Genomic DNA, 26,797 nt, shown 5'->3' with positions numbered 1-26,797 from the left:
AGCAAGGGCGCTCGCCTGAACCCCTGCGCGTGCGGAGGCCATCCTCCTTCCGCTTACTCCGGATGCCCCGTCTGGCGTCCGTATGGTGGACTCCGGTATCCACTTTCCGGGAAACCGACCATCATGTAATCTGCGTGAAATTTTGATCTGCAGAGGGCCAACGTCGTCCCTCGGCACTGGTACATGCCACGACGACGACGGGAGAGCCGATGCGTGCAGCGTCTATGGCGGCCCACCCTGCCAAGCAGGGGTTGTACGACCCCCAGTACGAGCACGACGCCTGTGGTGTCGGCTTCGTGGCCACCCTCACCGGCGAAGCGAGCCACCGCCTCGTGGAGCAGGCGCTGACCGTCCTGCGGAACCTGGAGCACCGCGGCGCCACCGGCGCCGAGGCCGACTCGGGCGACGGCGCGGGCATTCTCGTCCAGGTCCCGGACGCCTTCCTGCGCGAGCACACCGGCTTCGAGCTGCCCGAGGCCGGGGCCTACGCCGTCGGCGTCGCCTTCCTCCCGGCCGAGGAGGGCGAGGCGGCCGCCGCCGTCGCCCGCGTCGAGGCCATCGCGGCCGAGGAGGGCCTGCGCGTCCTGGGCTGGCGCGAGGTGCCGGTGGCCCCCGAGCTGCTGGGCCAGGGCGCCCGGGCCACGATGCCCGCCTTCCACCAGCTCTTCGTGTCCGACGCAGCCGACGCAGCCGACGCCGACGACGCCGCCCCGCGCACCGGTGTCGCGCTGGACCGGCTCGCCTTCGTGCTGCGCAAGCGCGCCGAGCGCGAGGCCGGGGTGTACTTCCCCTCGCTGTCGGCCCGCACCCTCGTCTACAAGGGCATGCTCACCACCGGACAGCTCGAACCCTTCTTCCCCGACCTGTCCGACCGCCGCTTCGCCTCCGCCATCGCCCTGGTCCACTCCCGGTTCTCCACGAACACCTTCCCGAGCTGGCCCCTGGCACACCCCTACCGCTTCATCGCCCACAACGGCGAGATCAACACGGTCAAGGGCAACCGCAACTGGATGCGCGCCCGCGAGTCGCAACTGGCTTCCGACCTGTTCGGGCAGGACCGCGCCCTGGACCGCGTCTTCCCCGTCTGCACCCCGGACGCCTCGGACTCGGCCTCCTTCGACGAGGTGCTGGAACTGCTGCACCTGGGCGGCCGCTCACTGCCGCACGCGGTGCTGATGATGGTCCCCGAGGCGTGGGAGAACCACGACTCGATGGACCCGGCCCGCCGCGCCTTCTACCGGTACCACTCCATGATGATGGAGCCCTGGGACGGCCCGGCCTGCGTCACCTTCACCGACGGCACCCAGGTCGGCGCGGTGCTCGACCGCAACGGTCTGCGTCCGGGCCGCTACTGGGTCACCGACGACGGGCTGGTCGTCCTCGGCTCCGAGGTCGGCGTGCTGGACGTCGACCCGGGCAGGGTGGTGCGCAAGGGCCGGCTCCAGCCGGGCCGCATGTTCCTGGTGGACACCGCCGAGCACCGGATCATCGAGGACGACGAGGTCAAGTCCCAGCTCGCCGCCGAGCACCCGTACCAGGAGTGGCTGGAGGCCGGCCTCACCGAGCTGGCCGACCTGCCCGAGCGCGAGCACATCGTGCACACCCACGCCTCGGTCACGCGCCGCCAGCAGACGTTCGGCTACACCGAGGAGGAGCTGCGCGTCCTGCTCGCCCCCATGGCGCGCACCGGCGCCGAGCCGATCGGCTCGATGGGCACCGACTCGCCCATCGCCGCGCTCTCCGACCGGCCGCGGCTGCTGTTCGACTACTTCACCCAGCTCTTCGCGCAGGTCACGAACCCGCCGCTGGACGCCATCCGCGAGGAGCTGGTCACCTCGCTGATCTCCTCGCTCGGCCCGCAGGGCAACCTGCTGGAGCCGACGGCCGCGTCCTGCCGCAGCGTGACCCTGCCCTTCCCGGTGATCGACAACGACGAGCTGGCCAAGCTCATCCACATCAACGCCGACGGCGACCGCCCGGGCATGAAGGCCACCACGCTCTCCGGCCTGTACCGGGTCGGCGGCGGCGGCCCGGCACTGGCCGACCGGCTGGCGGAGATCTGCCGGGAGACTGACAACGCCATCGCCGGCGGCGCCCGGCTCATCGTGCTCTCCGACCGGCACTCCGACGCCGAGCACGCCCCGATCCCCTCGCTGCTGCTCACCTCCGCGGTGCACCACCACCTCATCCGCACCAAGCAGCGCACCCAGGTGGGTCTGCTGGTGGAGGCCGGGGACGTGCGCGAGGTGCACCACGTCGCGCTGCTCATCGGCTACGGCGCCGCAGCGGTCAACCCCTACCTGGCCATGGAGAGCGTCGAGGACCTGGTCCGGGCGGGCACGTTCCTGGACGGCGTGGAGGCCGAGGAGGCGATCGGCAATCTCATCAAGGCGCTCGGCAAGGGCGTGCTGAAGGTGATGTCCAAGATGGGCATCTCCACCGTCGCCTCCTACCGCGGCGCACAGGTGTTCGAGGCCGTGGGGCTGGACGCGGAGTTCGCCGAGACCTACTTCAACGGCACCACCACCAAGATCGGCGGCGCCGACCTCGACGTGATCGCCCAGGAGGTGGCCGCCCGGCACGCCAAGGCCTACCCGGCCTCCGGCATCGCCCCGGCCCACCGCGACCTGGACGTCGGCGGCGAGTACCAGTGGCGCCGCGAGGGCGAGCCGCACCTGTTCGACCCGGACACCGTCTTCCGCCTCCAGCACTCCACCCGCGAGCGCCGCTACGACGTCTTCAAGCAGTACACCCGGCGCGTGGACGAGCAGTCCGAGCGGCTGATGACGCTGCGCGGCCTGTTCCGGTTCGCCGCCGGGCGCCCCCCGGTGCCCATCGAGGAGGTCGAGCCCGTCTCGGAGATCGTCAAGCGGTTCTCCACCGGCGCCATGTCCTACGGGTCCATCTCCCAGGAGGCCCACGAGACGCTGGCGATCGCCATGAACCAGCTCGGCGGCAAGTCCAACACCGGCGAGGGCGGCGAGGACCCGGAGCGGCTGTACGACCCCGCCCGGCGCTCGTCGATCAAGCAGGTGGCCTCCGGCCGGTTCGGGGTGACCAGCGAGTACCTGGTCAACTCCGACGACATCCAGATCAAGATGGCCCAGGGCGCCAAGCCCGGCGAGGGCGGCCAGCTCCCCGGCCACAAGGTGTACCCGTGGGTGGCCAGGACGCGGCACTCCACGCCCGGCGTCGGCCTGATCTCGCCGCCGCCGCACCACGACATCTACTCCATCGAGGACCTCGCCCAGCTCATCCACGACCTGAAGAACGCCAACCCGTCGGCGCGCATCCACGTCAAGCTGGTCTCCGAGGTCGGCGTCGGCACCGTCGCCGCGGGTGTGTCCAAGGCGCACGCCGACGTCGTGCTGATCTCCGGCCACGACGGCGGCACCGGCGCCTCCCCGCTCACCTCGCTCAAGCACGCGGGCGGCCCCTGGGAGCTGGGGCTGGCCGAGACGCAGCAGACCCTGCTGCTCAACGGCCTGCGCGACCGCATCGTCGTGCAGACCGACGGCCAGCTCAAGACCGGCCGTGACGTGGTGATCGCCGCGCTGCTGGGCGCCGAGGAGTTCGGGTTCGCCACCGCGCCGCTGGTCGTCTCCGGCTGCGTCATGATGCGCGTGTGCCACCTGGACACCTGCCCGGTCGGCATCGCCACGCAGAACCCGGTGCTGCGCTCGCGCTACAGCGGCAAGGCCGAGTTCGTCGTCAACTTCTTCGAGTTCGTCGCCGAGGAGGTGCGCGAGCTGCTGGCCGAGCTGGGCTTCCGCACGCTGGACGAGGCCATCGGCCACGCCGAGCTGCTGGACACCACCCGGGCGGTCGACCACTGGAAGGCGCAGGGGCTGGACCTGGCCCCGCTGCTGCACGTGCCCGAGCTGCCCGAGGGCGCGGTGCGCCACCAGATCGCCGAGCAGGACCACGGGCTGGCCAAGGCGCTGGACAACGAGCTGGTCAGGCTCGCCGCCGACGCCCTCCAGGCGGACAGCGCCGAGGCCGCCCAGCCGGTGCGCGCCCAGCTCGCGATCCGCAACGTCAACCGCACCGTCGGCACCATGCTCGGCCACGAGGTGACGCGGAAGTTCGGAGGCGCCGGACTGCCCGACGACACCATCGACGTCACCTTCACCGGCTCCGCCGGCCAGTCCTTCGGCGCGTTCCTGCCGCGCGGCGTGACGCTGCGCCTGGAGGGCGACGCCAACGACTACGTCGGCAAGGGCCTGTCCGGCGGCCGGATCGTCGTCCGTCCGGACCGGGGCGCCGACCACCTGGCCGAGTACTCGGTCATCGCGGGCAACACCCTCGCCTACGGCGCCACCGGCGGCGAGCTGTTCCTGCGCGGCAAGGTCGGCGAGCGCTTCTGCGTGCGCAACTCCGGCGCGACGGTCGTCTCCGAGGGTGTGGGCGACCACGGCTGCGAGTACATGACCGGCGGGCGGGCCGTCGTCCTGGGCGAGACCGGGCGCAACTTCGCGGCCGGCATGTCCGGCGGCACCGCCTACGTCATCGACCTCGACCCGGACAACGTCAACAAGGAGCTGGCCCCGGCCGTCGAGGAGCTGGACGCCGAGGACCAGCGGTGGCTGCACGACGTCGTGCGCCGGCACCAGGAGGAGACCGGCTCCACCGTGGCCGAGAAGCTCCTGGCCAACTGGGAGACCGCCCTGCCGAGGTTCCGCAAGGTCCTCCCGCCCACGTACAAGGCCGTGCTCGCCGCCAAGGACGCCGCCGAGCGGGCCGGGCTCACCGAGTCCGAGACCCACGAGAAGATGATGGAGGCGGCGATCAATGGCTGACCCCAAGGGCTTCCTGACCACCGACCGCGAGGTCGCCCCGACGCGGCCGGTCGAGGAGCGGGTCAAGGACTGGAACGAGGTCTACGTCCCCGGCTCCCTCCTGCCGATCATCAGCAAGCAGGCCGGCCGGTGCATGGACTGCGGCATCCCGTTCTGCCACAACGGCTGCCCGCTGGGGAACCTCATCCCCGAGTGGAACGACTACGCCTACCGCGAGGACTGGGGCGCCGCCATCGAGCGGCTGCACGCGACGAACAACTTCCCGGAGTTCACCGGGCGGCTGTGCCCGGCGCCGTGCGAGTCGGCCTGCGTGCTGGGCATCAACCAGCCCGCGGTGACCATCAAGAACGTCGAGGTCACCATCATCGACAAGGCGTGGGACAACGGGGACGTCACCCCGCAGCCGCCGGAGCGGCTGTCCGGCAAGACCGTCGCCGTCATCGGCTCGGGACCGGCCGGCCTGGCCGCCGCGCAGCAGCTCACGCGGGCCGGGCACACCGTCGCCGTCTACGAGCGCGCCGACCGCGTCGGCGGGCTCCTGCGGTACGGCATCCCCGAGTTCAAGATGGAGAAGCGGCACATCAACCGGCGCATCGAGCAGATGCGCGCGGAGGGCACCAAGTTCCGCACCGGCGTGGAGATCGGGCGCGACCTCAGCGCCACCGACCTGCGCCGCCGCTACGACGCCGTGGTCATCGCCGCGGGCGCCACCACCGCGCGCGACCTGCCGGTGCCCGGCCGCGAGCTGCGCGGGGTGTACCAGGCGATGGAGTACCTGCCGCTGGCCAACAAGGTGCAGGAGGGCGACTACGTCACCCCGCCGATCTCGGCCGAGGGCAAGCACGTCGTCGTCATCGGCGGCGGCGACACCGGCGCGGACTGCGTGGGGACGGCCCACCGCCAGGGCGCGGCCTCCGTCACCCAACTGGAGATCATGCCCCGGCCGGGCGAGGAGCGCGCCCCGCACCAGCCGTGGCCGACGTTCCCGATGCTCTACAAGGTGACCTCCGCGCACGAGGAGGGCGGCGAGCGGGTCTACTCCGTGTCCACCACCCACTTCGAGGGCGACGAGGACGGCAACGTCACGGCGCTGCACCTGACCGAAGTGGAGTTCGTGGACGGCAAGCTGACGCAGAAGCCGGGCACCGAGCGCCGCATCCCGGCCGAGCTGGTCACCCTCGCCATGGGTTTCACCGGCACCGACCAGGAGAACGGGCTGGTGCGCCAGTTCGGCCTGGCGATGGACGAGCGCGGCAACGTGGGCCGCGACGCGGACTACGCCACCAACATCGACGGCGTCTTCGTCGCCGGTGACGCCGGTCGCGGGCAGTCGCTGATCGTGTGGGCGATCGCCGAGGGCCGCGCCGCGGCGCGCGGCGTCGACCGCTACCTCACCGGCACCAGCGCGCTGCCGTACCCGATCCGGCCGACGGACCGCGCGCTGACCGTCTGAGCGCTCACCGCCTCACCGCCTCGGCGCCCCCGCACTGCCGCGAACCCGCACCCACCCCCGACCGGGTGCGGGTTCGCGGTGTGCCGCCACCCGGGCGCCCGCGCCCGAGGGGCCCGGGCGGCGCGGGCTCCCCGGCGGAACCGGAACGCGGGCCGCCGCGTCCAAGGCGCATCCGGCGAGGAGGAAAGAGACCATGCGACACACTCGACGCATCGCGGCGGCGCTCGTACTGACGGCCACGGCCGCCTTCACGGCCGTCGGCTGCGGCACCGAAGGCGGCGACCAGGGCGGCACCGGCGCGGGGGACGACCAGCAGAAGGTCGAACCGAAGGACCCCACGCCCCCCGCCTCCGAGGCCGGCACGCCCTTCGAGGAGCGTGCCGAGGCGATCGAGGAGAACTGGCCCGACGTCGCGCCCACCGGCAGCACCGGCCTGGAGGAGCTGCAACCGGTCCCGGCGGCCGAAGCGGCCGAGGACGGCGCGGCGCTCACCGTCACCGTCGGCCACGGCGCCTGCGACGCGGACTGGGGCGTCCACGTGGCCGAGTCCGAGGACCTGGTGGTCCTGGGCGGCTGGCGCGAGGCCGGGGACGCCGAGGCCTGCACCGAGCAGCTCCTGACCGACGAGGTCACCGTCGAACTGGACGAGCGGCTCGGGGACCGGGCGGTGGTGGACGCCGCCACCGGCGAGAGCCTGGTCAACCCCACGCTCACGAAGTAACACGCGGCGCGGCGCGGGCGGGCGCGGCGGCGGCACGGCGGGCCGCCAGGGTGAGCGGTGCCGCCACCGGCCGGCGCGCCCCGCCCGGCGCCGCCCCGCCGCGGGCGCACACCACCCCTGGGTCCGGCGCCGACGCCGCCCCGGCCGCGTCGCCGGGCGGGTGACCGGGGGCGGCCCCACCGCGCCGACCACCCCGAGGCGGCGGTGCGCACCGGCGGCCCCGGGCGTGGGGCTGCCGGGCCGGGGCGCCCCGCGCACGGGGGGTGCGGGGACCCGATGCGCACGGACGGCGCGCGCTCACCGGGTCAGGGGCGTGTCGGTCGGGTGAATGGGGGCGGCGGTCCGTGATGTGCCGGAGGCTGTGGCGCAAGGTGACAGTGTGACCAGCGGTGCCCATGAGTGCACCGTGCGTACCCGCCCTGGGAGGAGCCCGGCCATGAAGCAGCGCGTGAGGCCACCCGTCAGAGGCGTCGCCCTCGCCCTCGTCACCGCCCTGGCGTGGACCGTGACCGGCTGCGGCACCGGCAGCGCGTCCGACGACGGCACGCTGACCGTGTGGATCATGGAGGGCACCAACCCCGACGCCGGGCCCTTCTTCGACGAGGTGGGCGCCGCCTTCACCGAACGCACCGGCGCCCGGCTGGACGTCCAGTACGTGCCCTGGCCGGACGCGCACGACAAGTTCACCAAGGCCATGGCGGGCGGCACCACGCCCGACGTGGCGGAGATCGGCACCACCTGGACCGCCGAGTTCGCCGACGCCGGGGCCCTGGCCGACCTGACCGCGCACAGCGCCGCCGCCGAGGGCGAGGACGACATGGTCCCCGCCCTGCGCACCGCCGGCACCTACGACGGCAAGCTCTACGGCGTCCCCTGGTACGCGGGGGTGCGCGCGCTGCTCTACCGCCGCGACGTCTTCGCCGAGCACGGCCTGAGCGCGCCCACGAGCTGGCCGGAACTGCGCGAGGTCGCCCGGGAACTGAAGGAGAGGGAGCCGGGCATGCTCCCCTTCCCGGTGCTCGGGGACAGCGAGTACACCCTGGACGCCTTCGTCTGGGGCGCCGGGGGCGAGCTGGCCACCCCCGCGGGGGACGGCTGGCGGTCGGCCATCGGCGACCGCGAGGCCGTGCGCGGCGTGGACTTCTACACCTCGCTGGCCACCGAGCACGGCACGTCGGCGCAGGCGGCCACCACCTGGGACGAGGCCGACCTGGTCGCGGGGCTGACCAACGGCAAGGTGGCCATGGCCGTCGCCGGCTCCTGGACGCCCGCCACCATCGTGGGCGACCGCCCCGAGCTGGCGGGCAAGCTCGCCGCCGCGCCCCTGCCCGGGTCCGACGGCGGGCTGAGCCCGTCCTTCCTCGGCGGGTCGCACCTGGGCGTGTTCCACACCGCCGCCGACCAGGAGCTGGCGTGGGAGTTCATCGAGCTGATGACCTCCGCGGAGTACGCCCGCAAGTGGGCCGACCAGACCGGGTACTTCCCCGGGCGGACCTCGCTGGTCGAGCGCGCGGCCCAGCGCCGCGACCCCCTCGTGGCGCCGTTCGCGCGGCAGATGGCCGACGCCGGGCGCACCGTCCCCGTCACCCCCGCCTTCGGTGAGATCCAGGGCAAGAAGACGCTCGCCCGCATGGTGCAGGCCATCCTCAGCGGCAAGAAGAGCGTGCAGCAGGCCACCCGGGAGGCCGCCGCCGAGATGGACGAGTCCTTTGGCGACTGAGGCCCCCGACCCGACTGAGGTCCCCGACCCGCCCGCGGCCCCCGAGGCGCCCGCGGCCCCCGAGCCCCCGGGCGCGTCCGAGCCGCGTGGTGCCACCGGGGCACCGGGCACGACCGAAGCGCCTGGTGCCGTCCAGGCACCCGGGCCCGGCGCGGGCGGCACATCCGGCGCGGGCCGCGCCCCCGGCGCGGGCCGCTCGCCGCACCGCGCCGCCGCACCCGGGACGGCGACGGCGCCCGCCCGGGCCGCGAGCGCGCGGGAGCGGGCCGCCCGGGCCGCGCGGCGGCGGCGCCGGTCGCGGCCCTGGCTGCTGCTGGCCCCCGCCCTGCTGGCCGTCGGCGGGCTGCTGCTGTGGCCGCTGGGCCGCGTGGTGTGGATGTCCTTCCAGGACTACGGGCTGCGCGAGATCGTCGGCGGCTCCACCAACTACAACGGCGGCGCCAACTACGCCGAGATCCTGGGCCAGTCCTACCTGTGGACGACCGTCCTGCCCAACACCGTGCTCTTCGCCGCCGTCTGCGTCGCGCTCACCGTCGTCCTCGGCACGCTGGTGGCCCTGCTGCTGCTCCGGCTGCCGCCGCTGTGGCGCACGCTCACCGCGAGCACGATCATGATGGCGTGGGCGATGCCCGCCGTCACCGGCACCTACGTGTGGGTGTGGCTGTTCGACCCGTTCGGCGGCGCCGTCGTCCAGGGCCTGGGCTCGCTCGGCCTCGTCGACCCGGCGGCCACCAACTGGTTCACCGGGCGGCTGACGTTCTACGCCATCGCCACGGTCAACGTCGTCCACCACAGCTTCCCCTTCGTGGCCGTGACCGTCTTCGCCGGCCTCCTGACCATCCCGCGCGAGCTGCACGAGGCGGGCGTCGTGGACGGTGCGAACGCCTGGCAGCGGTTCTGGTCCATCACCGTGCCCGCCATCAAGCCCGTCTTCCTGGTGGTGGTCATCCTCTCCACCATCTGGGACTTCAAGGTGTTCGTGCAGCTCTACCTCATGCCCGGCGGCAACGGCGCGAACCCGGCGGTGCTGAACCTGGGGGTGTGGTCCTACGTGGAGTCCTTCGCACAGCGCCAGTACGGCATGGGCGCCGCCATCGCCGTCCTGCTCACCCTGCTGCTGCTCGCCATCACCGTCGTCTACATCCGGGCCCTGTTCGCCGAGGGTCGCGAGAAGGGGGAGTCGCTGTGAGGACCGGCCTGGCCGCGCGCACCGGCACCGGGGTGGCCACCGCCGCCCTGCTGGCCTTCACCGTGCTCCCCGGCTACTGGATGGTGACCTCCGCGTTCGATCCGCGCGCGAACGCCCGGGGGGCGTCGCCGCTGCCCTCCGGTTTCACCCTCGACCACTTCCGCTTCGTGCTCGCCGACGGCGGCTTCGGCCGGTTCCTGCTCAACTCCGCGCTCGTCGGCGCCGGGACGATCGCGCTGGCCGGGGCGCTGGCGCTGCTCGCCGCCGTCGCCGTCGCCCGCCACACCTTCCGGCTGCGCACCACGGTGCTCGTCATGGTGCTCGTGGTGCAGATGGTGCCACTGGAGGCGCTCGTCATCCCGCTGTTCGTCCAGATGCGCAACCTCCAGATGCTCAACAGCCTGCTCGGGCTCACCATCGTCTACCTCGCCTTCTCGCTGCCCTTCGCGATCTGGATGCTGCGCGGCTTCGTCGCCGCCGTGCCGCGCGAGGTGGAGGAGGCCGCCTACCTCGACGGCTGCTCCTGGTGGCGGATGTTCCGCTCGGTGCTCCTGCCGCTGACCGCGCCGGGCCTGGTGGCCACGAGCGTGTTCTCCTTCATCGTCGCCTGGAACGAGTTCCTCTTCGCCTTCACCTTCCTCCAGGACGAGGCGAAGTTCACCGCCGCCGTCGGGCTGCACCGCTTCTTCGGCCAGCACACCAACGACTGGGGCGCGGTGATGGCCGGCTCCACCCTCATCACCGTGCCGGTGCTGGTCTTCTTCGTCCTCGTCCAGCGCCGCCTGTCCACCGGGCTCGCGGCGGGCGCGGTCAAGGGGTGAGGGCGGCCGGACTACCGGCCGGACTACAGTGGGTCCGGTGACGGCCGACCGAGTCGAGCGGGGCTTTCCCCACCTGGACACCGTGCGCGCGGCGCTCACCGCCCTCTACCAGCGCCTGTCCGTCGACGGCGTCGCCCGCCACGCCACGAGCGTGGCCCCCGCCGACGTGGCCGTCGACGACGGCGAGGAGCTCTACACGGCCGTCCAGCGCGTGGCCGCCGCCCTGGTGGCCCAGCTCCACTTGCCGCAGGCCCGCGTCATCGTCGGCTTCCGCGCCATGGAGCACGCCGCCACCGTCGAGCTGGCGGCCGGGCCCGAGTACTTCGTCGAGCTGAACGCCCGCTTCAAGGAGCACCGCCGCGACATCGGCGCCGCCCTCGCCCACGAGATCACCCACGTCGCCCTGCACCGGCTCGGGCTGGCCTTCGACGGCACCCGCGACAACGAGGTCCTCACCGACACGGTGGCCACGTACCTGGGGGCGGGCTGGCTGCTGCTGGACGCCTTCCGGCAGGACGCCCTCACCTCGCAGAAGCTGGGCTACCTCACCCCGGAGGAGTTCGGCTACGTGCTGGCCAAGCGCGCCGAGGTCTTCGCCGAGGACCCCGCGGTGTGGTTCACCAGCCCCCAGGCGTCCCCGGCGTACACGCGGGGCCGGGAGCGGGCCGCCGCCGACCGGCGTCGCCCCCCACTCGCCGCCGCCGGGTGGGCCGCCCGCCGCCGCTACGCCCACGACCGCCGCCGCGCCGCCGCGCCGTCCACCGCCCCCTACCGCTTCGAGCCCGGCCCGCCCCCGCGCGTCTCCTTCCCCTGCCCCACCTGCTTCCAGCGGGTCCGCCTCCCCGCCTCCCGCGGCCACCTGCGAGCCCGCTGCACCGTCTGCGCCTCGCTCCTGGAGTGCGAGACGTGACCCGGCGACGCGCGCGGGCGCCGGGGCCCGGTCAGCCGCGCGCGACGCCGCCGAACGCCGTGAACGCCGTGAACGCCGCCCACGCGTCGGCCGGAACGGCGAGCGATCCGCGCCGGGTGTCCTTGGAGTCGCGGATGTGGACCGCTTCCGTGCCGATGGCGACCTCGACGCAGTTGTCGCCCTCGCTACCGCTGTAGCTGCTCTTGGACCAGGCCAGTTCCGTGGTGGTCATAGCGCTCCTCGCATCCGAGCCGTGAACGCCGCCCACGCGTCGGGCGGGAGGGTGAGCGATCCGCGCTGGGTGTCCTTGGAGTCGCGGATGTGGACTGCTTCCGTGCCGATGGCGATCTCGACGCAGTTGTCACCCGAGCTACCGCTGTAGCTGCTTTTGAACCAGGTCAGTTCCGTGGTGGTCATAGCGCTCCTCGCGTTCCGCTTCGACAGGCTCGCTCAGGCTTCGCGGCCGGGGCCTGCGGCCGTAGCTTGCCATGGCATCGCGACCGCGTCAGGGGCTTTGCGGCCAGGACACTTGTACGACAACGAGGAGGGGCGTACCGGCCGACGAGCTGGCTTTGAAGTGCAGGCGTCGGCTCCCCGGGCGGGGTGGCGTGGAGTGGCGGATCCCCGGGAGGTGGGTGGGGCAGCGGGGCCGCTGCCCCAGGGAAGTCAGGCGCGTGTGTCGGCCGCGAGGGTCGTGAACGCCGCCCACGCGTCGGCCGGGATGCTGAGCGATCCGCGCCGGGTGTCCTTGGAGTCGCGGATGTGGACTGCTTCCGTGCCGATGGCGATCTCGATGCAGTTGTCGCCGCCACCGCCGCTGTAGCTGCTCTTGAACCAGGTCAGTTCCGTGGTGCTCATAGCGCTCCTCGCATCCGCTCCAACAGGCTCATGGTGGTGTGGTGACTGAGAGCCTGTGAGCGCATCTTGCCATAGCGCTGGAGCATGGCACTGGCTGCTTTCGGGTCAGTGACCAGCATGCTGGTTTCGTGCCCCTCGAGGTAACCGATCCACCGATTCTCCGTCGTCTCAGCGAGATACATCGGGCCTTCGAAACCCGAGTGGTCTTCCTGGTGCAGTGGCATGACCTGCACCTCGACGTTGCGCAGGCGCCCGCACTCCAGCAGGCGGTCAAGAAGCGCCCGCGTCACCTCTCGTCCACCGAAACCACGGTCGAGCAACGCCTGTTCGACGATGAAGCTGAACGTGGTGTTGGGCCGCTCGGCGAGCAGCCGCTGTCTGTCGAGACGAGCGGCTACCTGCCGCTCTGACTGTTCCTCGGCGAGCGGCGGCAACCTGCGATCGAACACGGCCCTGATGTACGGCTCCGGTTGCAGCAGTCCCGGAATCGCTCGGCACTCATACGTGTAGAGCGAGATCGCCTCCTCCTCGATGCCCGCCCACTGGCGGAACCAGGACGCGAGACCAGCCTTGCGGGTCAGGCTCTTCGCGGCCGCCGCAAGAACGCGGGCCGCCGAGGCGCCGAGAACCTGCTCCGCGCGGTCGAGCAGTTCACGCGGCGGGAAGCGCTTCCCCTGTTCGATCTTGGCGATGTACGCCGTGGAGTAGCGGACCAGGGGCGCGAACTGCTCCTGGGTGAGCCGGGCCTCGTCGCGGAGAGCCTTGAGGACGGCCCCGAACGTCTTGAGGCTGTCCGACAGCTCCGGCTCACCGCCGTTTCCGCCGCCGCCGGTTCCGGGCCCGCCCGTGCCGCCGTTACCGCTCGTCATCGCAGCCGCCTTCCGCCGTGCCGGGGCTGCCGAACGCCCCGCGCGTCCCGTACCGTGCGCCGTCCGTGCTGCGTCACGCACGACACCTCCATGGTCACGCAGGGTGAGGCGCCCAGTCCAGCGGGTGAACCCGTACACCGGGAACTGTAGGGGTACCGTGCCTGCCGACAGGCCGTCAGCCGGGCGCACGATCAAGCCATGCAAGCTCATCGACAACACCTTCACGCCACCGTAGGCCCGTTCACCCAGTGGTTCTCCGCCACGCGGCGCGGTGCACGGCTGGCCCGCCTGCTGGCCGCCCACCAGCTCTCCGCCTGGGGGCACCCCTACGGCACTCCGGCCCACGAAGCGGTCGTGCTCGTCGTCGCGGAGCTGGCCGCGAACGCGGCGACGCACGGCCGGGTGGCGGGGCGGAGCTTCGCCGTGCGGCTCCAGTACGACCCGGCGCCCGGCCTCGTCCGCGTCGAGGTGTCGGACACGCACCCCGGGCACCCGGTGCGCAGGGTGCCGCAGCCCGAGGAGGACCACGGCCGGGGGCTGCTGGTGGTGGACGCCCTGGCCGCCCGGTGGGGCGTGCGGGACCGGGTCGGGCCGGGGAAGACCGTCTGGGCCGAGTGCGAGGTTCCCGGCGTGCGCGACGGTGTTTGAGTGCGGGGCTCGGGTGCCCCGCGTCGTAGGGCGCCCCCGCGCCGCGGGGTGGGTCGCGGCAATCGTCGGCGCCGCGTGCTCGCCGCTGCCGTGGTCGGTGGTGGGGTCGTCGCCGGAGGGTGGGGCCACGGGTGCGGCACCGCCGGAGGGGCGTTCAGCCGGTGGACGGTGCGGCTCGTGGCGGGGGTGGCGGGCTAGGGTCGGGCGTCATGAGCGAGAGCGACATCGGACCGGCCGTCCACGGCGAGCTGGAGCGGCTGCGGGACAGCATCGACAACATCGACGCGGCTGTGGTGCACATGCTCGCCGAGCGGTTCAAGTGCACCCAGGAGGTCGGCCGTCTCAAGGCCGAGCACCGGATGCCGCCGGCCGACCCGGCGCGCGAGGCGCGGCAGATCGCGCGGCTGCGTCAGCTCGCCGCGAACGCCAAGCTCGACCCGGCGTTCGCGGAGAAGCTGCTCAACTTCATCATCGCCGAGGTCATCCGGCACCACGAGACGCTGGCGAACGGGGAGTAGCCGCCGGGGCGCCCGGGTCCGCACACGCGTGCCGGGGTGCACCCGCCTGCGGCCCGGGCGGGCGTGCGGCACCATATGGCGCATGTCCGTACTGACGCGCGACGAAGCGCACGCCCGAGCCGCCCTCCTCGACGTCCACCGCTACACGATCGACCTCGACCTCACCCGCGGTGCGGAGGTCTTCGGGTCCACGACCGTCGTCCGCTTCACCGCCCGGGAGGCGGGGGACACGTTCGTCGAGGTGCGTCCCGCCGCGCTGCACCGCGTCGAGCTGGACGGACGGCCGCTGGCGGACCAGGCGCACGCCGAGGGGCGCGTCGCCCTGACCGGGCTCGCCCCGGGCGAGCACGAGCTGCGCGTCGTCGCGGACATGCCCTACTCGCACACCGGCGAGGGCATGCACCGCTTCACCGACCCGGCCGACGGGCACGTCTACCTCTACACGATGTGCTGCCAGTCCGACGCCCCCCTGGTCTTCGCCTGCTTCGACCAGCCGGACCTGAAGGCCGAGTTCGCCGTCTCGGTGACCGCGCCCGAGGAGTGGACGGTGCTGGGCAACGGCGTCGCCGCCCGCGACGCCGCCCGCCCCGGGCACTGGCGGTGCGCGACGACGCCGCCGCTGAGCACCTACCTCATGGCCGTCGCCGCCGGGCCCTACCACTCGGTGCGTACCGAGCACGCGGGGCTGCCGTTCGGCCTGCACGTGCGCCGGTCGCTGGCCGCGCACCTGGACGCCGACGCCGAGGAGCTGTTCGACGTCACCCGGCGCTGCTTCGACCGCTACCACGAGCTGTTCGACGAGCCCTACCCGTTCGACTCCTACGACCAGGCCTTCGTGCCGGAGTTCAACTCCGGCGCCATGGAGAACCCGGGGCTGGTCACCTTCCGCGACGAGTTCGTCTTCCGCTCCGCCGTCACCGACAACCAGCGGCAGACGCGCGGCATGGTCGTCGCCCACGAGATGGCGCACATGTGGTTCGGCGACCTGGTCACCCTGCGCTGGTGGGACGACATCTGGCTGAACGAGTCCTTCGCCGAGTACATGGGCTACCAGGTGCTCACCGAGGCCACCGGCTGGAGCGAGTCCTGGACGGACTTCGCCATCGCCCGCAAGTCCTGGGGCTACGACGCCGACCAGCGGCCCTCCACCCACCCCGTCGCCCCCGACCCCGAGGCGGTGCCCGACACCGCGGCCGCCCGGCTGAACTTCGACGGCATCTCCTACGCCAAGGGCGCCTCCGCGCTGCGCCAGCTCGTCGCCTGGCTCGGCCGCGACGCCTTCCTCGCGGGCATCAACGCCCACTTCGCCGCGCACCGCTTCGGCAACGCCACCCTCGCCGACTTCCTCGACTCCCTGGCCGGCGCCTCCGACCGGGACGTGCACGGCTGGGCGGCCCACTGGCTGCGCACCTCCGGCGTCGACACCCTCGTCCCGGAGGTCACCGCCGAGGGCGCCGGGAGCGGCGCGGCCGAGCACACCGGCGGCGGGGGCGGCGGCGCGGGCTGGCGGCTGGTGCTGCGGCACGAGGGCACCCGCCCGCACCTGCTGCGCGTCGGGCTCTACGACCGGGCCGCGGACGAACCCGGGCGGCTCCTGCCGCGCGAGCCCGTCCACGCCGACGTCCCCGCGGAGCCCGGCACCACCGCGCTCGACCTGCCCGGGACGCGCCCCGACCTCGTCCTGCTCAACGACGGCGACCTGACCTACGCCAAGATCCGCCTGGACGCGCACTCCTGGGCGACCGTCGGCGCCGCCCTGTCCGGGCTGCCCGACGCGCTCTCCCGCGCGGTGGTGTGGAACGCCGCCCGCGACATGGTGCGCGACGGCGACCTCCCGCCGACCGCCTACCTGGACGCCGCCCGCGCCCACCTGCCGCGCGAGACGGACAACGGCATCGTGCAGACCGTGCTCGCCTTCGCCCGCACCGAGGTCGCCGACCGCCTGCTGCCGCCCGCCGACCGGCCCGCCGCCCTCGCCACGCTGCGCGCGGTCTGCCGCGAACTGCTGGACGCGACGGCCGACGGCCGGGACCCGGGACTGCGCCTGACCGCCGTCCGCGCCGCCGTCGCCTGCGCCGCGGACCCCGCCGAGCCCGCCCGCTGGCTGGCCGAGGGCACCGTGCCGGGCGGCCCGGAGCTCGACGCCGAACTGCGCTGGCGCGTCCTGCACCGCCTGGCGGTGCTCGGCGCCGTGGGCGAGGCGGAGATCGCCGCGGAGGCGGTCCGCGACACCAGCGCCACCGGGCGCGAGGGCGCCGCGCGCTGCCGGGCCGCCCGGCCCACGGCCGAGGCCAAGGCCGCCGCGTGGGAGGCCCTGTTCGGCCCGGCCGACGAGCTGTCCAACTACCTGTTCGCGGCGACCGCGCAGGGCTTCTGGCACCCCGAGCACGCCGACCTCGTCCGCCCCTACGCCGAGCGGTACTTCGCGGCCGCCGTCGACGTCGCCGAGCGGCGCGGCCCCTCCCTGGCCCACTTCGCCGCCGCCGAGGGCTTCCCCCGGGCGCTGGTGGAGCCGCGCGTGCTGGAGCTGGGGGAGGAGCGCCTGGCCCGCCCGGACGTGCCGCCCGCCCTGCGCCGCCCGCTGGCCGACCAGCTCGACGACCTGCGCCGCGCCCTGCGCGTGCGGGGCTGAACCCACGGTCCGCGCCCGCCCGTTGGCGGGCGCGGACCCGGGCGTCTTTTGATCTTGGACTGCCGCTGCCGCTGCCGCTCTTGGCATGGGCATGTGAAGAGCCGTTGACCGAGGGCGGCCCTGTCGCCGGGTGCCCCTGGGGCTCTAAGGTGAGGCTTACCTGACCGAGTCGTCCGCATCGGCTGAGAGGCGCCCGTGTCCACCACCGCAGCACCGCCGTCCGTACCCGCCGCCGGAGCGCCGTCGGACTTCGACGCGCTCGTCGCCGACGTCTACGCGCGCTTCGGCGCGGGCTTCCCGCTCCTGCGCGTGGTCACCGGCCCGCCGACGGGCGGCGGCTGGCTGACGGGCCGGGCGCTGGCCGAGGACGCCGCGCTGCGCGGGTGGCTGGTGGACCGGCAGGGCGAGCGCCTGCACGCCGCCCGGGGCACGGCGCCCCGCCGCGACGTGGCCGCGATGGAGGTGCTGCACCAGTACGCGTTCGTGGCCTGCCTGGCGATGAGCGCACCGTGGCACCTGGAGCGGCGGGTGCCCTGGCTCGCCCCGGACGGCGTCGGCTACCACGAGGAACGCGGGCTGCTCACGCTCGCCCCGCACGCGGTGAGCTGCCTGCCGGACGACCCGGCGGCCGACGTGCCCGGCACCCGCGTGGTGGCCGACGCCCCGGCGCTGCGCGCCGAGCTGCGGGCCGCGGTGGCCGCGCACCTGGCGCCGGTGCTGGACGCCTTCGCCCCGCTGCTGCGCCGTGGGCCGCGCGGCCTGTGGGGCGTGGCGACGGACGAACTGGCCGACGGGCTCGGCTACCTGGGCACGCTGCTCGGCGACCGGGAGGCGGCCGCGCGGGCGGCGAACGCCGTGCTGCCCGGCGGCACCCCGCCGTTCACGGGCGCCGCCGGGTTCCGCCCGGGGGCCGATGACCCGGCCCGGGGCCGCACCCGGATCAACTGCTGCCTGTACTACACCTTTCCCGGTCAGCCCCTGTGCGGGAGCTGCCCGCGGGCGCGGTGAGGCGGAACGCGGGCGCGTACGGCGCGGGGGCGCGGCGCGCCGCCGGCCTTGCTCCGGGGCGTAGACGTCCGGCCGGTGTCCCGTGCTCGGGCGTGCCGGCGCGCCGGTGCCGCGGGTCCGGGCGCCCCGGCGGCCGAGGCCCGCATGCCGCGGACCCCGCGCGCCGGGGCCCGCGACGGGCCGCGTCGGGCGCGGACGCGGCGAGGGGCGGCCGTCCCGCTCCTGCGGGCGCGGCCGCCCCTCGGCGGATGCGTGCCGCCGCCCCGTTACGCCCGGGCCGGGTCCACGTCGTAGGCCGTGGCGACGTCGTCCAGGACGGCGTGCGCGCCGTAGAGACCGACGGCGATCATCCAGGTGATGTCGCTCACCTCGTGCACCTCGCCCTGGAGCTGGCCCCACAGCGGGTTGGCCGTGAACTGCTCCTTGCTCTTCTCCGAGGCGCCCGCCGGGTCGGGGTAGGCGGTGACGAAGATGTCGTCGGCGTCGACCTTCGCGATCTGCTCTTCGGAGATGTCGGCGTTGAAGCCGGTGCCCTGCGCGTCCTTCGGCTTGTCGAAGCCGAGGTCGTTCACGATGACACCGATGTAGGTGTCCTCCTTGTACAGCCGCGTCGGGCCGTCCACGAAGCGGACCACGGAGACGGACGGGTTGCCGCCCTCCTGCTCGCGCACCGCGTCACCGATCGTCGCGGCGCGCTCCTCGAAGCCGGAGACCTTCTCCTCGGCGAGCTCCTCCTTGCCCAACGCCTCACCGGTCAGGCGCAGGTTGTCCTTCCACGTCGCGCCGGTGTCCTCGCTGAAGACGGTCGGGGCGATCTCGGAGAGCTGGTTGTAGAGCTTCTCGTGCCGCACCTTGGCGGACAGGATCAGATCCGGCTTCAGCGCGATGATCTTCTCCAGGTTCGGCTCGTCGAGCGTGCCGACCTCCTGCGCCTCGCCGCCGTAGGTCTGCGCGTCCTCGCCGAAGTGCGGCGAGAGCTTCTCCTCGGGGCCGGTGAGCGTGGTGTAGCCGACGACCTGGCTCTCCAGGGCCAGCGTGGCGTCCACGAAGGTCATGTCGAGGGCGACGACCCGCTGCGGGGCCTCCTCGATCTCCGCACTCCCCATGGCGTGTTCGACCGTCCGCGGGAACGCGGCGTCGGAGGCGGCCGGGGACTTGCCGTTCTCCTCGTCCGTATCCTGGTTCGAGTCGCTGCTGCACGCGGCGGTGGCGAACAGGCCGAGGGCGACGGTGACGGCGCCGACTGATCGGCCGAAGCGTGTGAGCCAACGGGCTCTCATCAGGGGGTTCCCTTCGTTCACGGGGGGGGGTGCACTGTAAGGATAGGCTCGCCTAACCTACAGGATGGTGCCGGCGAAGGAGATCGTGATCGAAGCGCTATCTGCGCCACCGCGGACGGGGCGGCGCCCCGTCACGCCCGTGCGCGCCCGTAAACGCTGGGCGGGACTCGCCGTCCTGCTCGGCGTGCTCGCCCTCGCCCTGCTGGCCTCCATCGCGTTCGGCTCCAAGGCGCTGACGGTGGGCCAGGTCTGGCACGGGCTGTGGAGCCCGGCGGGCGCGGAGGCCGACGTCATCGTCGGCTCCCTGCGACTGCCGCGTACGGTGCTCGCCGCCGTCGCCGGGGTCGCCCTCGGGGTGGCGGGCGCGCTGATGCAGGGGCACACCCGCAACCCCATCGCCGACCCGGTGATCCTCGGGCTGAGCGCGGGCGCCGGCGTGTGGGTCGTGGGGGCGGTGTTCGTCCTCGGTATCACCAGCCTCTACGGCTACGTGTGGTTCGCCTTCGCCGGGGCGCTGATGGCCGCGCTGCTGGTGCACGGCGTGGGCACCCTCGCCCGCGGCGGCGCGACGCCGGTGACGCTCGCCCTCGCCGGGGCCGCGGCCCACGCCCTGTTCACCGCGCTCACCGCCGGCATGGTGATCTTCGACCGGCAGGCGCTGGAGACCTACCGCTTCTGGATGGTCGGCGCGGTCAACGGGCGCCCGCTGGAGTTCACCGTGCAGCTCCTGCCGTTCGTCGTCCTCGGGCTCGTCCTCGCCGCGTTCAACGCGCCCGGCCTCAACGCGCTCTCGCTGGGCGAGGACGTCGCCCGCGGCCTGGGCGTGCGCCTGGGCGTCACCCGCGCCACCGGCATGGCCGCCATCACGCTGCTGACCGGCTCGGCCGTCGCCGCGTGCGGCCCGATCGGCTTCGTCGGACTCGTCGCCACGCACATCGCCCGCCACTTCACCGGGCCCGACTACCGCTGGACGCTCGCCTACGCCGGGCTGCTGGGCGGTTCCCTGGTGCTCCTCGCCGACGTGCTGGGGCGGGTCGTCGCGCGGCCCGGCGAGCTCCAGGTCGGCATCATGCTCGCGCTCATCGGAGCGCCGGTGTTCATCTACCTCGTCCGCCGCACGAAGCCGGTGCGGCTGTGAGCGCCCCGCCCGCCGCCCGCGCCGCGGACTCCGGCCGCCCCGGCAGCTCCACAGGCACCTCAGGCACCACAGGCACCACAGAAGGGAAGCACGTGTCCCGCGTACCCGGACGCACGCCCGTGCGCGTCGGCCCGGTCTCCGCGGTGTGGCGGCCCCGCACGGTCCTGGTGCCGCTGGCCATGGCCGCCGCGCTGTTCGCCGCCATCGTCGCCGGCTCCGGGCGCGGCGACTTCCCGCTCAGCCCGCAGGAGGTGGTCACCGCCCTCTTCGGCGGCGGGGACAGCGCCGCCCGGCTGGTGGTGTGGGAACTGCGGCTGCCCCGCTCGGTGGTGGGCGCGCTGGTGGGCGCCTCCCTCGGACTGGCCGGCGCCATCCTCCAGGGCATCGCCCGCAACCCGCTGGCCAGCCCCGACATCCTGGGCATCACCGCGGGCGCGGGGGTGGGCGCCGTCTCCGTCATCGTCTTCGGCGGCGCCTACGGCAGTGTCAGCGGGCCGCTGGCCGACATCGGCGTGCCCGGCGCCGCCATCGCGGGCGCGCTGCTGGCCTCACTCGCGGTGTACCTGCTCGCGGTGCGGCGCGGACTGAGCGGGTACCGGGTGCTGCTGGTCGGGGTCGGCGTCAACGCCGCGCTCACCAGCGTGCTGTCCTGGCTGCTCATCAAGGCCGACATCGTCGACGCCGGGCGGGCGCTGATCTGGCTCAACGGCAGCCTGAACGCCGCGAACTGGGACATCGCCGCCCCGGCCGGGTGGGCGCTGGTGCTGCTCCTGCCCGCCGCGCTGCTGCTGTCCTTCCAGTTCGGCGCGCTGGCCTTCGACGAGGACACCGCGCGCGGTCTGGGCGTGCGGATGACCGGCTCCCGCGTGGCGCTGCTGGTGACCGCCGTGCTGCTGGCGGCCACGGCCACCGCGGCCGCCGGGCCCATCGCCTTCGTCGCGCTGGCCTGCCCGCAGCTCGCGCTGCGGCTGCTGCGCACCGGCCACCCGCCGCTGCTGGCGTCCATGCTGCTGGGCGCGGCCGTCACCGTGTGGGCCGACGTGCTCGGCCGCACCGCGTTCGGCGACGTGGAACTGCCCGTCGGCATCCTCACCGCGGCGCTGGGCGCGCCGTACCTGCTCTACCTGCTCGTCCGCAGCGGAAAGGCCCGCACCTGATGACCCACACCGCCCCCGCCTCCGTGCGGGACGACGCCCTCGACGCCGCCGCCCCCGCCGTCCGGCTGCGCGCCGAGCGGCTCACCCTCGGCTACGGCGAGCGCGCCGTCGTCCACGACCTGGACCTGGACATCCCCGACGGCTCGGTCACCGCCGTCATCGGGCCCAACGGCTGCGGCAAGTCCACGCTGCTGCGTGCCTTCGGACGGCTGATGAAACCGCGCGGGGGCCGGGTGCTGCTGGACGGCACGCCGCTGCACACGCTGCCCACCCGGGCCGTGGCCGCGACGGTGGGGCTGCTGCCGCAGTCGCCGGTGGCCCCCGAGGGGCTGACCGTCGCGGACCTGGTGGCCCGCGGCCGCCACCCGCACCAGAGCTGGTACCGCCGCTGGTCCGCGCACGACGAGGAGGTCGTGGAGCGGGCCCTGCGCGCCACCGGCACCTTCGAGCTGGCCGAGCGCACGCTGGACGAACTCTCCGGCGGCCAGCGGCAGCGGGCCTGGATCGCCATGGCACTCGCCCAGGACACCGAGCTGCTGCTGCTGGACGAGCCCACCAACCACCTCGACCTCGCCCACCAGATCGAGGTGTTGGACCTGGTGCGCGAGCTGCACCAGGACACCGGGCGCACCGTCGTCCTCGTCCTGCACGACCTGTCGCTGGCCGCCCGCTACGCCGACCGGCTCGTGGCCATGCGGGAGGGCCGCATCGCGGCCAGCGGCCCGCCCGCACAGGTGCTCACCGAGGAGCTGCTGGGCGAGGTCTTCGGGCTGCGTGCCCGGGTGCGGCACGACGAGGAGACGGGCGCGCCGCTGGTCGTCCCGCTCAGCCGCCACCAGCGGACCGCGGCGCCCTGAGCCGCCCTGGCCGTCTTGGGCTGGCCTGGCCGCCCCGGGACGTCCTGAGCTGCTCTGCCGTCCTGGGTTGTCTTGGGATGTCTTGGGCCGTCCTCGCCGTTCCCGCGCCGTCCTGCGCCGTCCCGCGCCGTCCTGCGCCGTCCTGCGCCGTCTTGGGCCGTCCTGCGCCGCCCCGAGTCGCTCTGGAGCTGTTCCGGGCCGCCTTGAGTCCTCCGGCCGGTGCCGCGGTGGCCTGCTCGGGTCGTCTGGCGGCGCCGCCCCGGTGGGGTCCGCTCGGGGGCCTGGCGGCGCCCGCTCCGGTGGCCGGCCGCCCCGCTCGGCCCGCCCGGCGATGGCGCGTAACCCCGCCGCACCGCCCGGCGTTCCACAGCCGGGGGCCGCGCGCCACCGCCCACCCACGGGCCCCGTACCGCACGCCTTGAAGGTTAGGCTAACCTAAGCACGCCTTCGGGCTGCCCACCGCGCCCGAAGCCCCGCGCGCGGCCACCGCGTGCGGCACGAACCGTGACCGAAGGGCCCGTTGACGCATGCTGCGTGCTCAACTCCTCGACCGGCGGGCGCACCGCGACCCCGCGGCCCGCGCCTCCGCGCGCACCCCGCCCCTCGCGCCTCCCGTGCCCCCCGCCGCCTCGGGCGCCGAAGTCACCGGCGCGGACGGCCGCACCCCCCTCGCCCGCCTCGCCCGCCTCGCCGACGCCCTCAACGACGTGGAGCCCCCCGCATGAGCCACCACCCCGACACCGCCGTCGCCGCCGGTCCCGGCGACCCGCGTGCCCTGCGTGCCCTGACCGCCGTCGCCCTGGACGCCCTCGCCGACGGCGCCGCCGCCCGGGGCGGCCCCCTCCCCGCCGGCGGGCCCGAGGTCGTCACCGCCCGCACCCGGCAGCTCCTGCACCCCGTGCTGCCCGCCGAGGGCGTCGGCGCCCGCGACGCCCTCTACGACACCGTGCGCGCCACCGCCGAGGGGGCCGCCGACCCCGGCGAGGCGCACTGCGTGGCCCACCTGCACTGCCCGCCGCTGGCCGTCGCCGCCGCCGCCGACCTGGCCGCGTCCGCGCTCAACCCCTCCATGGACTCCTGGGACCAGGCACCGGCCGCGGCCGTCGTCGAGGAGGAGGTCACCGCCGCGCTCGCCCGGCTCGTCTTCCCCGCCGAGCACCACCCCGACGCCCTCATCACCAGCGGCGGCACCGAGTCCAACCTCGTCGCCCTGCTGCTGAGCCGCGAACGCGCCGGCGCCGCCGGGCCCCTCCAGGTGCTGTGCGGGGCCAACGCCCACCACAGCGTGCACCGCGCCGCCTGGATGCTCGGCCTGCCCACGCCCCGTCACATCGCCTGCCCCGGCGGACGCATGAGCCCGGCGGCCCTGGAGACGGCGCTCACCGAACTCGCCGACGCCAGCGGCGGCCAGACCCGTGCCCTGGTCGTCGCCACCGCCGGCACCACCGACGAGGGGCTCATCGACCCGCTGCCCGAACTCGCCCGCGTCGCCCACGCCCACGGCGCCGAGTTCCACGTCGACGCCGCCTACGGCGGGCCGCTGCTGTTCAGCGACACCCACGCCGCGCAGCTGAGCGGCATCGAACTCGCCGACTCCGTCACCTTCGACCTGCACAAGCTCGGCTGGCAGCCCGTCGCCGCCGGGGTCCTGGCCGTGCCCGACGCGAGCCTGCTGGAAGCCCTGGCCCTGCGCGCCGACTACCTCAACGCCGACGACGACACCGAAGCCGGGCTCCCCGACCTGCTGGGCCGCTCCGTGCGCACCTCCCGCCGCCCCGACGCGCTCAAGATCGCCGTCACCCTGCGGGCCCTGGGCCGCGACGGCATCGGCCGCACCGTCGACCACTGCGTCACCACCGCCCGGCGCTTCGCGAACGCCATCGACGCCCACCCCGCGCTGCGCCGCCGCCCCGGCGACGTCGGCATCTCCACCGTGCTGTTCCGGCCGCTGGCCGCCGACCGGCTGCCCCGCGAGGACGGTGACGAACTCGTCGCCTCCGTGCGCCGCACGCTCCTGCACGACGGCCGCGCGGTGCTCGGCCGGGCCAAGGCCGCCGACGCCGACGGGCTCCAGCGGCTGTGGCTCAAGGCGACGCTGCTGCACCCGCAGACCGCCGCCGCCGACCTGGACGCCCTGCTCAAACTCGTCACCGACCACTGCGCACCGGCCGCCCGCGGCGGCGTGGTGGCCTTCCCGGCACAGGCCCGGTTGGAAACGACCGCCCGCGTCAATTAGCTTAGCCTGGCCTAACTCACCGTAGTCCGCAGGCTGCTGCCGGCCGCGCCGCACACCCACCGGGAGGAACCGTGTCCGTCCCCACCGCCGACACCCGTAGAGCCATAGCCGACCAGCTCCCCGACGGTGTCCGCATCACCCACCACACCGGCGCCGACGTCCAGGCCGACCCCCGGCCCTGGGCCCGTGCCTACGAGGACGTCTACGCCCACGCCATCGACCTCGCCGACCACTGCGACCCGCCCATCACCGAACGCCTCACCCGCCACGCCACCCGCCCCGGCTTCTCCCTCGTCGCCGCCCACGCCGGCGACACCCTCGCCGGCTACCTCTACGGCTACACCCTGCCCACCGACACCCTCTGGTGGGAGGGGCTGACCCCCGACCCCGGCGCGGACTTCACCCGCGAGTACCCCGGCCGCACCGTCGGCCTGTGCGAACTGCTGGTCACCCGGCCCTTCCGGCGCACCCGCATCGCCCAGGCACTCCAGGCCCACTTCCTCGCCCGGCGCACCGAAGAGCGCGCCACCGCCCTCATCGCCGACGGCAACGACATCGTCCTGGACCGCTACGCCACGTACGGCTTCCACAAAATCGGCACCGTCGAGCCCTACCCCGGCTGGCGCCCCCACACCATGGTCGTCGGCCCCCTGCGCTGACCCGTCCGCCCCACCCGCCGCCCGCCCGCGCGGACCCGTCCGCCCCACCCGTCACCACCGAGGCAGCCCCCGTGTCCATCGAGCTCCCGCCCTCCGCCGGCCACCGCGCCGCCTACCCGCTCACCCGGCTCCCCGAGCGCGTCCGCGCCCGGCTCGCGGAACTCGCGCGCGAGCGCGCCCCCCTGGCCGCCTACCTCTACGACCCCGACACCGCCGCCAACCGCGCCCACACCCTGCGCGCCGCCCTGCCCGACTGGGCCGCCGTCTACTACGCCGTCAAGGCCAACTCCCACCCCGCCGTCCTGGGCGCCCTCGCCCCCCGCGTCGCCGGGTTCGAGATCGCCTCCCGCAGCGAACTCGCCCTCGCCCGCGCCGCCCTGGGCGACCGCCCGGGCACGCCGCCACTGCTGGCCGCCGGCCCCGCCAAGTCCACCGCCGTCCTCACCGACCTGGTGGCCGCGGGCGTGGAGGCCATCAACGCCGAATCCCTGCTGGAACTGCGCCGCATCAGCCGCATCGCCCAGGAACAGGGCACCACCGCCCGCGTCGCCCTGCGCGTCAACCCCGCGCACATCCCCATCACCGGCTCGCTCACCATGGGCGGTGTCCCCTCCGCGTTCGGCGTCCCCGAACCCGACGTGCCACAGGTGCTCGAAGCCGCCCGCGCCCTGCCCGCGCTCGACCTCACCGGCTTCCACATCCACGCCGCCTCCGGCAACCTCGACGCCGACACCCACGCCGCCTACGTCCGCTGGTGCGTGCGGTGGTCCCAGCGCACCGCCGCCGCCTGCGGCATCGACCTGCGCCACATCGACACCGGCGGCGGCATCGGTGTCGCCTTCGAGGACGAGAAGCCCTTCGACACCACCCGGTTCGGCGAACTCATCGCCGACACCCCGCCGCCCGCCGGAGCCCGCGTCATCCTCGAACCCGGCCGCTACCTCGTCGCCGACTGCGGCTGGTACGCCGCCGAGGTCACCGACCTGAAGAACTCCTACGGCCACTGGTACGCCATGCTGCGCGGCGGCATCAACCACTTCCAGCTCCCCACCTCCTGGGACATCGTCCACAACGTCGCCGTCCTGCCCGTCGACCACTGGAACGACGCCGACGGCCCCCGCCCCACCGCCGAGGACGCCGCCCTGACCGTCGTCGGCGAGCTGTGCACCCCCGAGGACACCCTCCTGCGCGACGTGCACGTCGGCCGCGTCCGCGCCGGGGACCTCGTCGTCTTCCCCAACGCGGGCTCCTACGGCTACGAGTTCGCCATGCCGAACTTCCTGGGGCACCCCCCGGCCGAACGCCACGTGCTGTGAGCCAGCAC

At 74.2% G+C, this 26,797-nt stretch carries 23 protein-coding genes; 18 read left to right on the top strand and 5 right to left on the bottom strand.

Annotated features, from left to right (window positions below):
* The first annotated feature begins 224 nt into the window (after positions 1-224).
* The 7 genes from gltB (at position 225) to OSB71_RS09115 (ending at position 11,613) form a co-directional block, all read left to right on the top strand.
* Positions 225-4,799: a glutamate synthase large subunit gene (gene gltB / locus OSB71_RS09145; protein ID WP_416237229.1), complete on the top strand. Its 4,575-nt coding sequence runs from the start codon at positions 225-227 to the stop codon at positions 4,797-4,799.
* Positions 4,792-6,252, top strand: a complete 1,461-nt coding sequence (locus OSB71_RS09140; RefSeq protein ID WP_265946269.1) for a glutamate synthase subunit beta — start codon at positions 4,792-4,794, stop codon at positions 6,250-6,252. The genes gltB and OSB71_RS09140 overlap by 8 nt, the downstream gene beginning before the upstream one ends.
* 193 nt (positions 6,253-6,445) lie before the next feature.
* A complete protein-coding gene (locus OSB71_RS09135) occupies positions 6,446-6,973 on the top strand; it encodes a hypothetical protein (RefSeq protein ID WP_265946267.1) in 528 nt (175 codons plus the stop codon).
* A gap of 436 nt (positions 6,974-7,409) precedes the next feature.
* Positions 7,410-8,693 carry a sugar ABC transporter substrate-binding protein gene (locus OSB71_RS09130; RefSeq protein ID WP_265946265.1) on the top strand — a complete coding sequence of 428 codons (1,284 nt, stop codon included), beginning with the start codon at positions 7,410-7,412 and terminating at the stop codon, positions 8,691-8,693.
* Entirely contained in the window at positions 8,683-9,882 is a 1,200-nt protein-coding gene (locus OSB71_RS09125) for an ABC transporter permease subunit (RefSeq protein WP_265946263.1), read from the top strand. Before OSB71_RS09130 ends, OSB71_RS09125 begins: the two co-directional genes overlap by 11 nt.
* Positions 9,879-10,703: a carbohydrate ABC transporter permease gene (locus tag OSB71_RS09120; protein WP_265946261.1), complete on the top strand. Its 825-nt coding sequence runs from the start codon at positions 9,879-9,881 to the stop codon at positions 10,701-10,703. The genes OSB71_RS09125 and OSB71_RS09120 overlap by 4 nt, the downstream gene beginning before the upstream one ends.
* Before the next feature lie 28 nt (positions 10,704-10,731).
* Entirely contained in the window at positions 10,732-11,613 is an 882-nt protein-coding gene (locus tag OSB71_RS09115; protein ID WP_416237224.1) for a hypothetical protein, read from the top strand.
* A gap of 31 nt (positions 11,614-11,644) precedes the next feature.
* On the opposite strand, the gene OSB71_RS09110 is transcribed toward OSB71_RS09115, so the two are convergent.
* The 4 genes from OSB71_RS09110 to OSB71_RS09095 all read right to left on the bottom strand — a co-directional run bounded on the left by OSB71_RS09110 (position 11,645) and on the right by OSB71_RS09095 (position 13,340).
* Positions 11,645-11,845, bottom strand: a complete 201-nt coding sequence (locus OSB71_RS09110; protein WP_265946257.1) for a DUF397 domain-containing protein — start codon at positions 11,843-11,845, stop codon at positions 11,645-11,647.
* The gene (locus OSB71_RS09105) at positions 11,842-12,030 is read right to left on the bottom strand and encodes a DUF397 domain-containing protein (RefSeq protein ID WP_265946255.1); all 189 of its coding nucleotides are present in this window, start codon (positions 12,028-12,030) and stop codon (positions 11,842-11,844) included. Before OSB71_RS09105 ends, OSB71_RS09110 begins: the two co-directional genes overlap by 4 nt.
* 249 nt (positions 12,031-12,279) lie before the next feature.
* On the bottom strand, positions 12,280-12,471 hold the full coding sequence (locus OSB71_RS09100) for a DUF397 domain-containing protein (protein ID WP_265946253.1): 192 nt from the start codon (positions 12,469-12,471) through the stop codon (positions 12,280-12,282).
* Complete coding sequence (locus OSB71_RS09095) at positions 12,468-13,340, bottom strand: helix-turn-helix domain-containing protein (protein ID WP_265946251.1); 873 nt, start codon at positions 13,338-13,340, stop codon at positions 12,468-12,470. The genes OSB71_RS09100 and OSB71_RS09095 overlap by 4 nt, the downstream gene beginning before the upstream one ends.
* A gap of 198 nt (positions 13,341-13,538) precedes the next feature.
* Here OSB71_RS09095 and OSB71_RS09090 point away from each other — a divergent pair, with 198 nt between their 5' ends.
* The 4 genes from OSB71_RS09090 to OSB71_RS09075 all read left to right on the top strand — a co-directional run bounded on the left by OSB71_RS09090 (position 13,539) and on the right by OSB71_RS09075 (position 18,146).
* On the top strand, positions 13,539-13,988 hold the full coding sequence (locus OSB71_RS09090; RefSeq protein ID WP_265946248.1) for an ATP-binding protein: 450 nt from the start codon (positions 13,539-13,541) through the stop codon (positions 13,986-13,988).
* Positions 13,989-14,197: 209 nt separating this feature from the next.
* Entirely contained in the window at positions 14,198-14,506 is a 309-nt protein-coding gene (locus OSB71_RS09085; protein ID WP_265946246.1) for a chorismate mutase, read from the top strand.
* A gap of 82 nt (positions 14,507-14,588) precedes the next feature.
* Positions 14,589-17,138, top strand: coding sequence for an aminopeptidase N (pepN, locus tag OSB71_RS09080; RefSeq protein ID WP_265946244.1), 2,550 nt, complete (start codon positions 14,589-14,591; stop codon positions 17,136-17,138).
* Between the two features lie 195 nt (positions 17,139-17,333).
* The gene (locus tag OSB71_RS09075; RefSeq protein ID WP_265946242.1) at positions 17,334-18,146 is read left to right on the top strand and encodes a (2Fe-2S)-binding protein; all 813 of its coding nucleotides are present in this window, start codon (positions 17,334-17,336) and stop codon (positions 18,144-18,146) included.
* Positions 18,147-18,412: 266 nt separating this feature from the next.
* Here OSB71_RS09075 and OSB71_RS09070 read toward each other — a convergent pair whose 3' ends face one another.
* Complete coding sequence (locus OSB71_RS09070) at positions 18,413-19,426, bottom strand: ABC transporter substrate-binding protein (RefSeq protein WP_265946241.1); 1,014 nt, start codon at positions 19,424-19,426, stop codon at positions 18,413-18,415.
* 139 nt (positions 19,427-19,565) lie between these two features.
* On the opposite strand from OSB71_RS09070, the gene OSB71_RS09065 reads away from it, so the two are divergent.
* The 7 genes from OSB71_RS09065 to OSB71_RS09035 all read left to right on the top strand — a co-directional run bounded on the left by OSB71_RS09065 (position 19,566) and on the right by OSB71_RS09035 (position 26,789).
* Positions 19,566-20,564 (top strand): FecCD family ABC transporter permease, encoded by a 999-nt coding sequence (locus tag OSB71_RS09065; RefSeq protein WP_265946239.1) that lies wholly within the window; start codon positions 19,566-19,568, stop codon positions 20,562-20,564.
* Positions 20,565-20,656: 92 nt separating this feature from the next.
* Entirely contained in the window at positions 20,657-21,721 is a 1,065-nt protein-coding gene (locus tag OSB71_RS09060) for a FecCD family ABC transporter permease (protein ID WP_265946237.1), read from the top strand.
* Positions 21,721-22,578 carry an ABC transporter ATP-binding protein gene (locus OSB71_RS09055; RefSeq protein WP_265946235.1) on the top strand — a complete coding sequence of 286 codons (858 nt, stop codon included), beginning with the start codon at positions 21,721-21,723 and terminating at the stop codon, positions 22,576-22,578. Before OSB71_RS09060 ends, OSB71_RS09055 begins: the two co-directional genes overlap by 1 nt.
* Before the next feature lie 527 nt (positions 22,579-23,105).
* The gene (locus OSB71_RS09050) at positions 23,106-23,303 is read left to right on the top strand and encodes a hypothetical protein (protein ID WP_265946233.1); all 198 of its coding nucleotides are present in this window, start codon (positions 23,106-23,108) and stop codon (positions 23,301-23,303) included.
* Positions 23,300-24,814 carry a pyridoxal phosphate-dependent decarboxylase family protein gene (locus OSB71_RS09045; protein ID WP_265946231.1) on the top strand — a complete coding sequence of 505 codons (1,515 nt, stop codon included), beginning with the start codon at positions 23,300-23,302 and terminating at the stop codon, positions 24,812-24,814. The genes OSB71_RS09050 and OSB71_RS09045 overlap by 4 nt, the downstream gene beginning before the upstream one ends.
* Before the next feature lie 71 nt (positions 24,815-24,885).
* Positions 24,886-25,473, top strand: coding sequence for a hypothetical protein (locus OSB71_RS09040; RefSeq protein WP_265946229.1), 588 nt, complete (start codon positions 24,886-24,888; stop codon positions 25,471-25,473).
* A gap of 71 nt (positions 25,474-25,544) precedes the next feature.
* Positions 25,545-26,789, top strand: a complete 1,245-nt coding sequence (locus tag OSB71_RS09035) for an alanine racemase (protein WP_265946227.1) — start codon at positions 25,545-25,547, stop codon at positions 26,787-26,789.
* Positions 26,790-26,797 lie beyond the last annotated feature (8 nt).

Source organism: Streptomyces marinisediminis, from assembly GCF_026262575.1.
Lineage (GTDB): Bacteria > Actinomycetota > Actinomycetes > Streptomycetales > Streptomycetaceae > Streptomyces > Streptomyces marinisediminis.
This window is presented reverse-complemented; position numbering and strand designations above follow the sequence as displayed.

Bases quoted from the DNA above. Each gene is read 5' to 3' on its own strand.
- OSB71_RS09110 (WP_265946257.1), bottom strand. From the start codon at position 11,845: ATGACCACCACGGAACTGGCCTGGTCCAAGAGCAGCTACAGCGGTAGC.
- OSB71_RS09130 (WP_265946265.1), top strand. From the start codon at position 7,410: ATGAAGCAGCGCGTGAGGCCACCCGTCAGAGGCGTCGCCCTCGCCCTC.
- pepN (WP_265946244.1), top strand. From the start codon at position 14,589: ATGTCCGTACTGACGCGCGACGAAGCGCACGCCCGAGCCGCCCTCCTC.
- OSB71_RS09095 (WP_265946251.1), bottom strand. From the start codon at position 13,340: ATGACGAGCGGTAACGGCGGCACGGGCGGGCCCGGAACCGGCGGCGGC.
- OSB71_RS09090 (WP_265946248.1), top strand. From the start codon at position 13,539: ATGCAAGCTCATCGACAACACCTTCACGCCACCGTAGGCCCGTTCACC.
- OSB71_RS09085 (WP_265946246.1), top strand. From the start codon at position 14,198: ATGAGCGAGAGCGACATCGGACCGGCCGTCCACGGCGAGCTGGAGCGG.
- OSB71_RS09045 (WP_265946231.1), top strand. From the start codon at position 23,300: ATGAGCCACCACCCCGACACCGCCGTCGCCGCCGGTCCCGGCGACCCG.
- OSB71_RS09140 (WP_265946269.1), top strand. From the start codon at position 4,792: ATGGCTGACCCCAAGGGCTTCCTGACCACCGACCGCGAGGTCGCCCCG.
- OSB71_RS09100 (WP_265946253.1), bottom strand. From the start codon at position 12,471: ATGAGCACCACGGAACTGACCTGGTTCAAGAGCAGCTACAGCGGCGGT.
- OSB71_RS09050 (WP_265946233.1), top strand. From the start codon at position 23,106: ATGCTGCGTGCTCAACTCCTCGACCGGCGGGCGCACCGCGACCCCGCG.
- OSB71_RS09055 (WP_265946235.1), top strand. From the start codon at position 21,721: ATGACCCACACCGCCCCCGCCTCCGTGCGGGACGACGCCCTCGACGCC.
- OSB71_RS09070 (WP_265946241.1), bottom strand. From the start codon at position 19,426: ATGAGAGCCCGTTGGCTCACACGCTTCGGCCGATCAGTCGGCGCCGTC.
- OSB71_RS09105 (WP_265946255.1), bottom strand. From the start codon at position 12,030: ATGACCACCACGGAACTGACCTGGTTCAAAAGCAGCTACAGCGGTAGC.
- OSB71_RS09135 (WP_265946267.1), top strand. From the start codon at position 6,446: ATGCGACACACTCGACGCATCGCGGCGGCGCTCGTACTGACGGCCACG.
- gltB (WP_416237229.1), top strand. From the start codon at position 225: ATGGCGGCCCACCCTGCCAAGCAGGGGTTGTACGACCCCCAGTACGAG.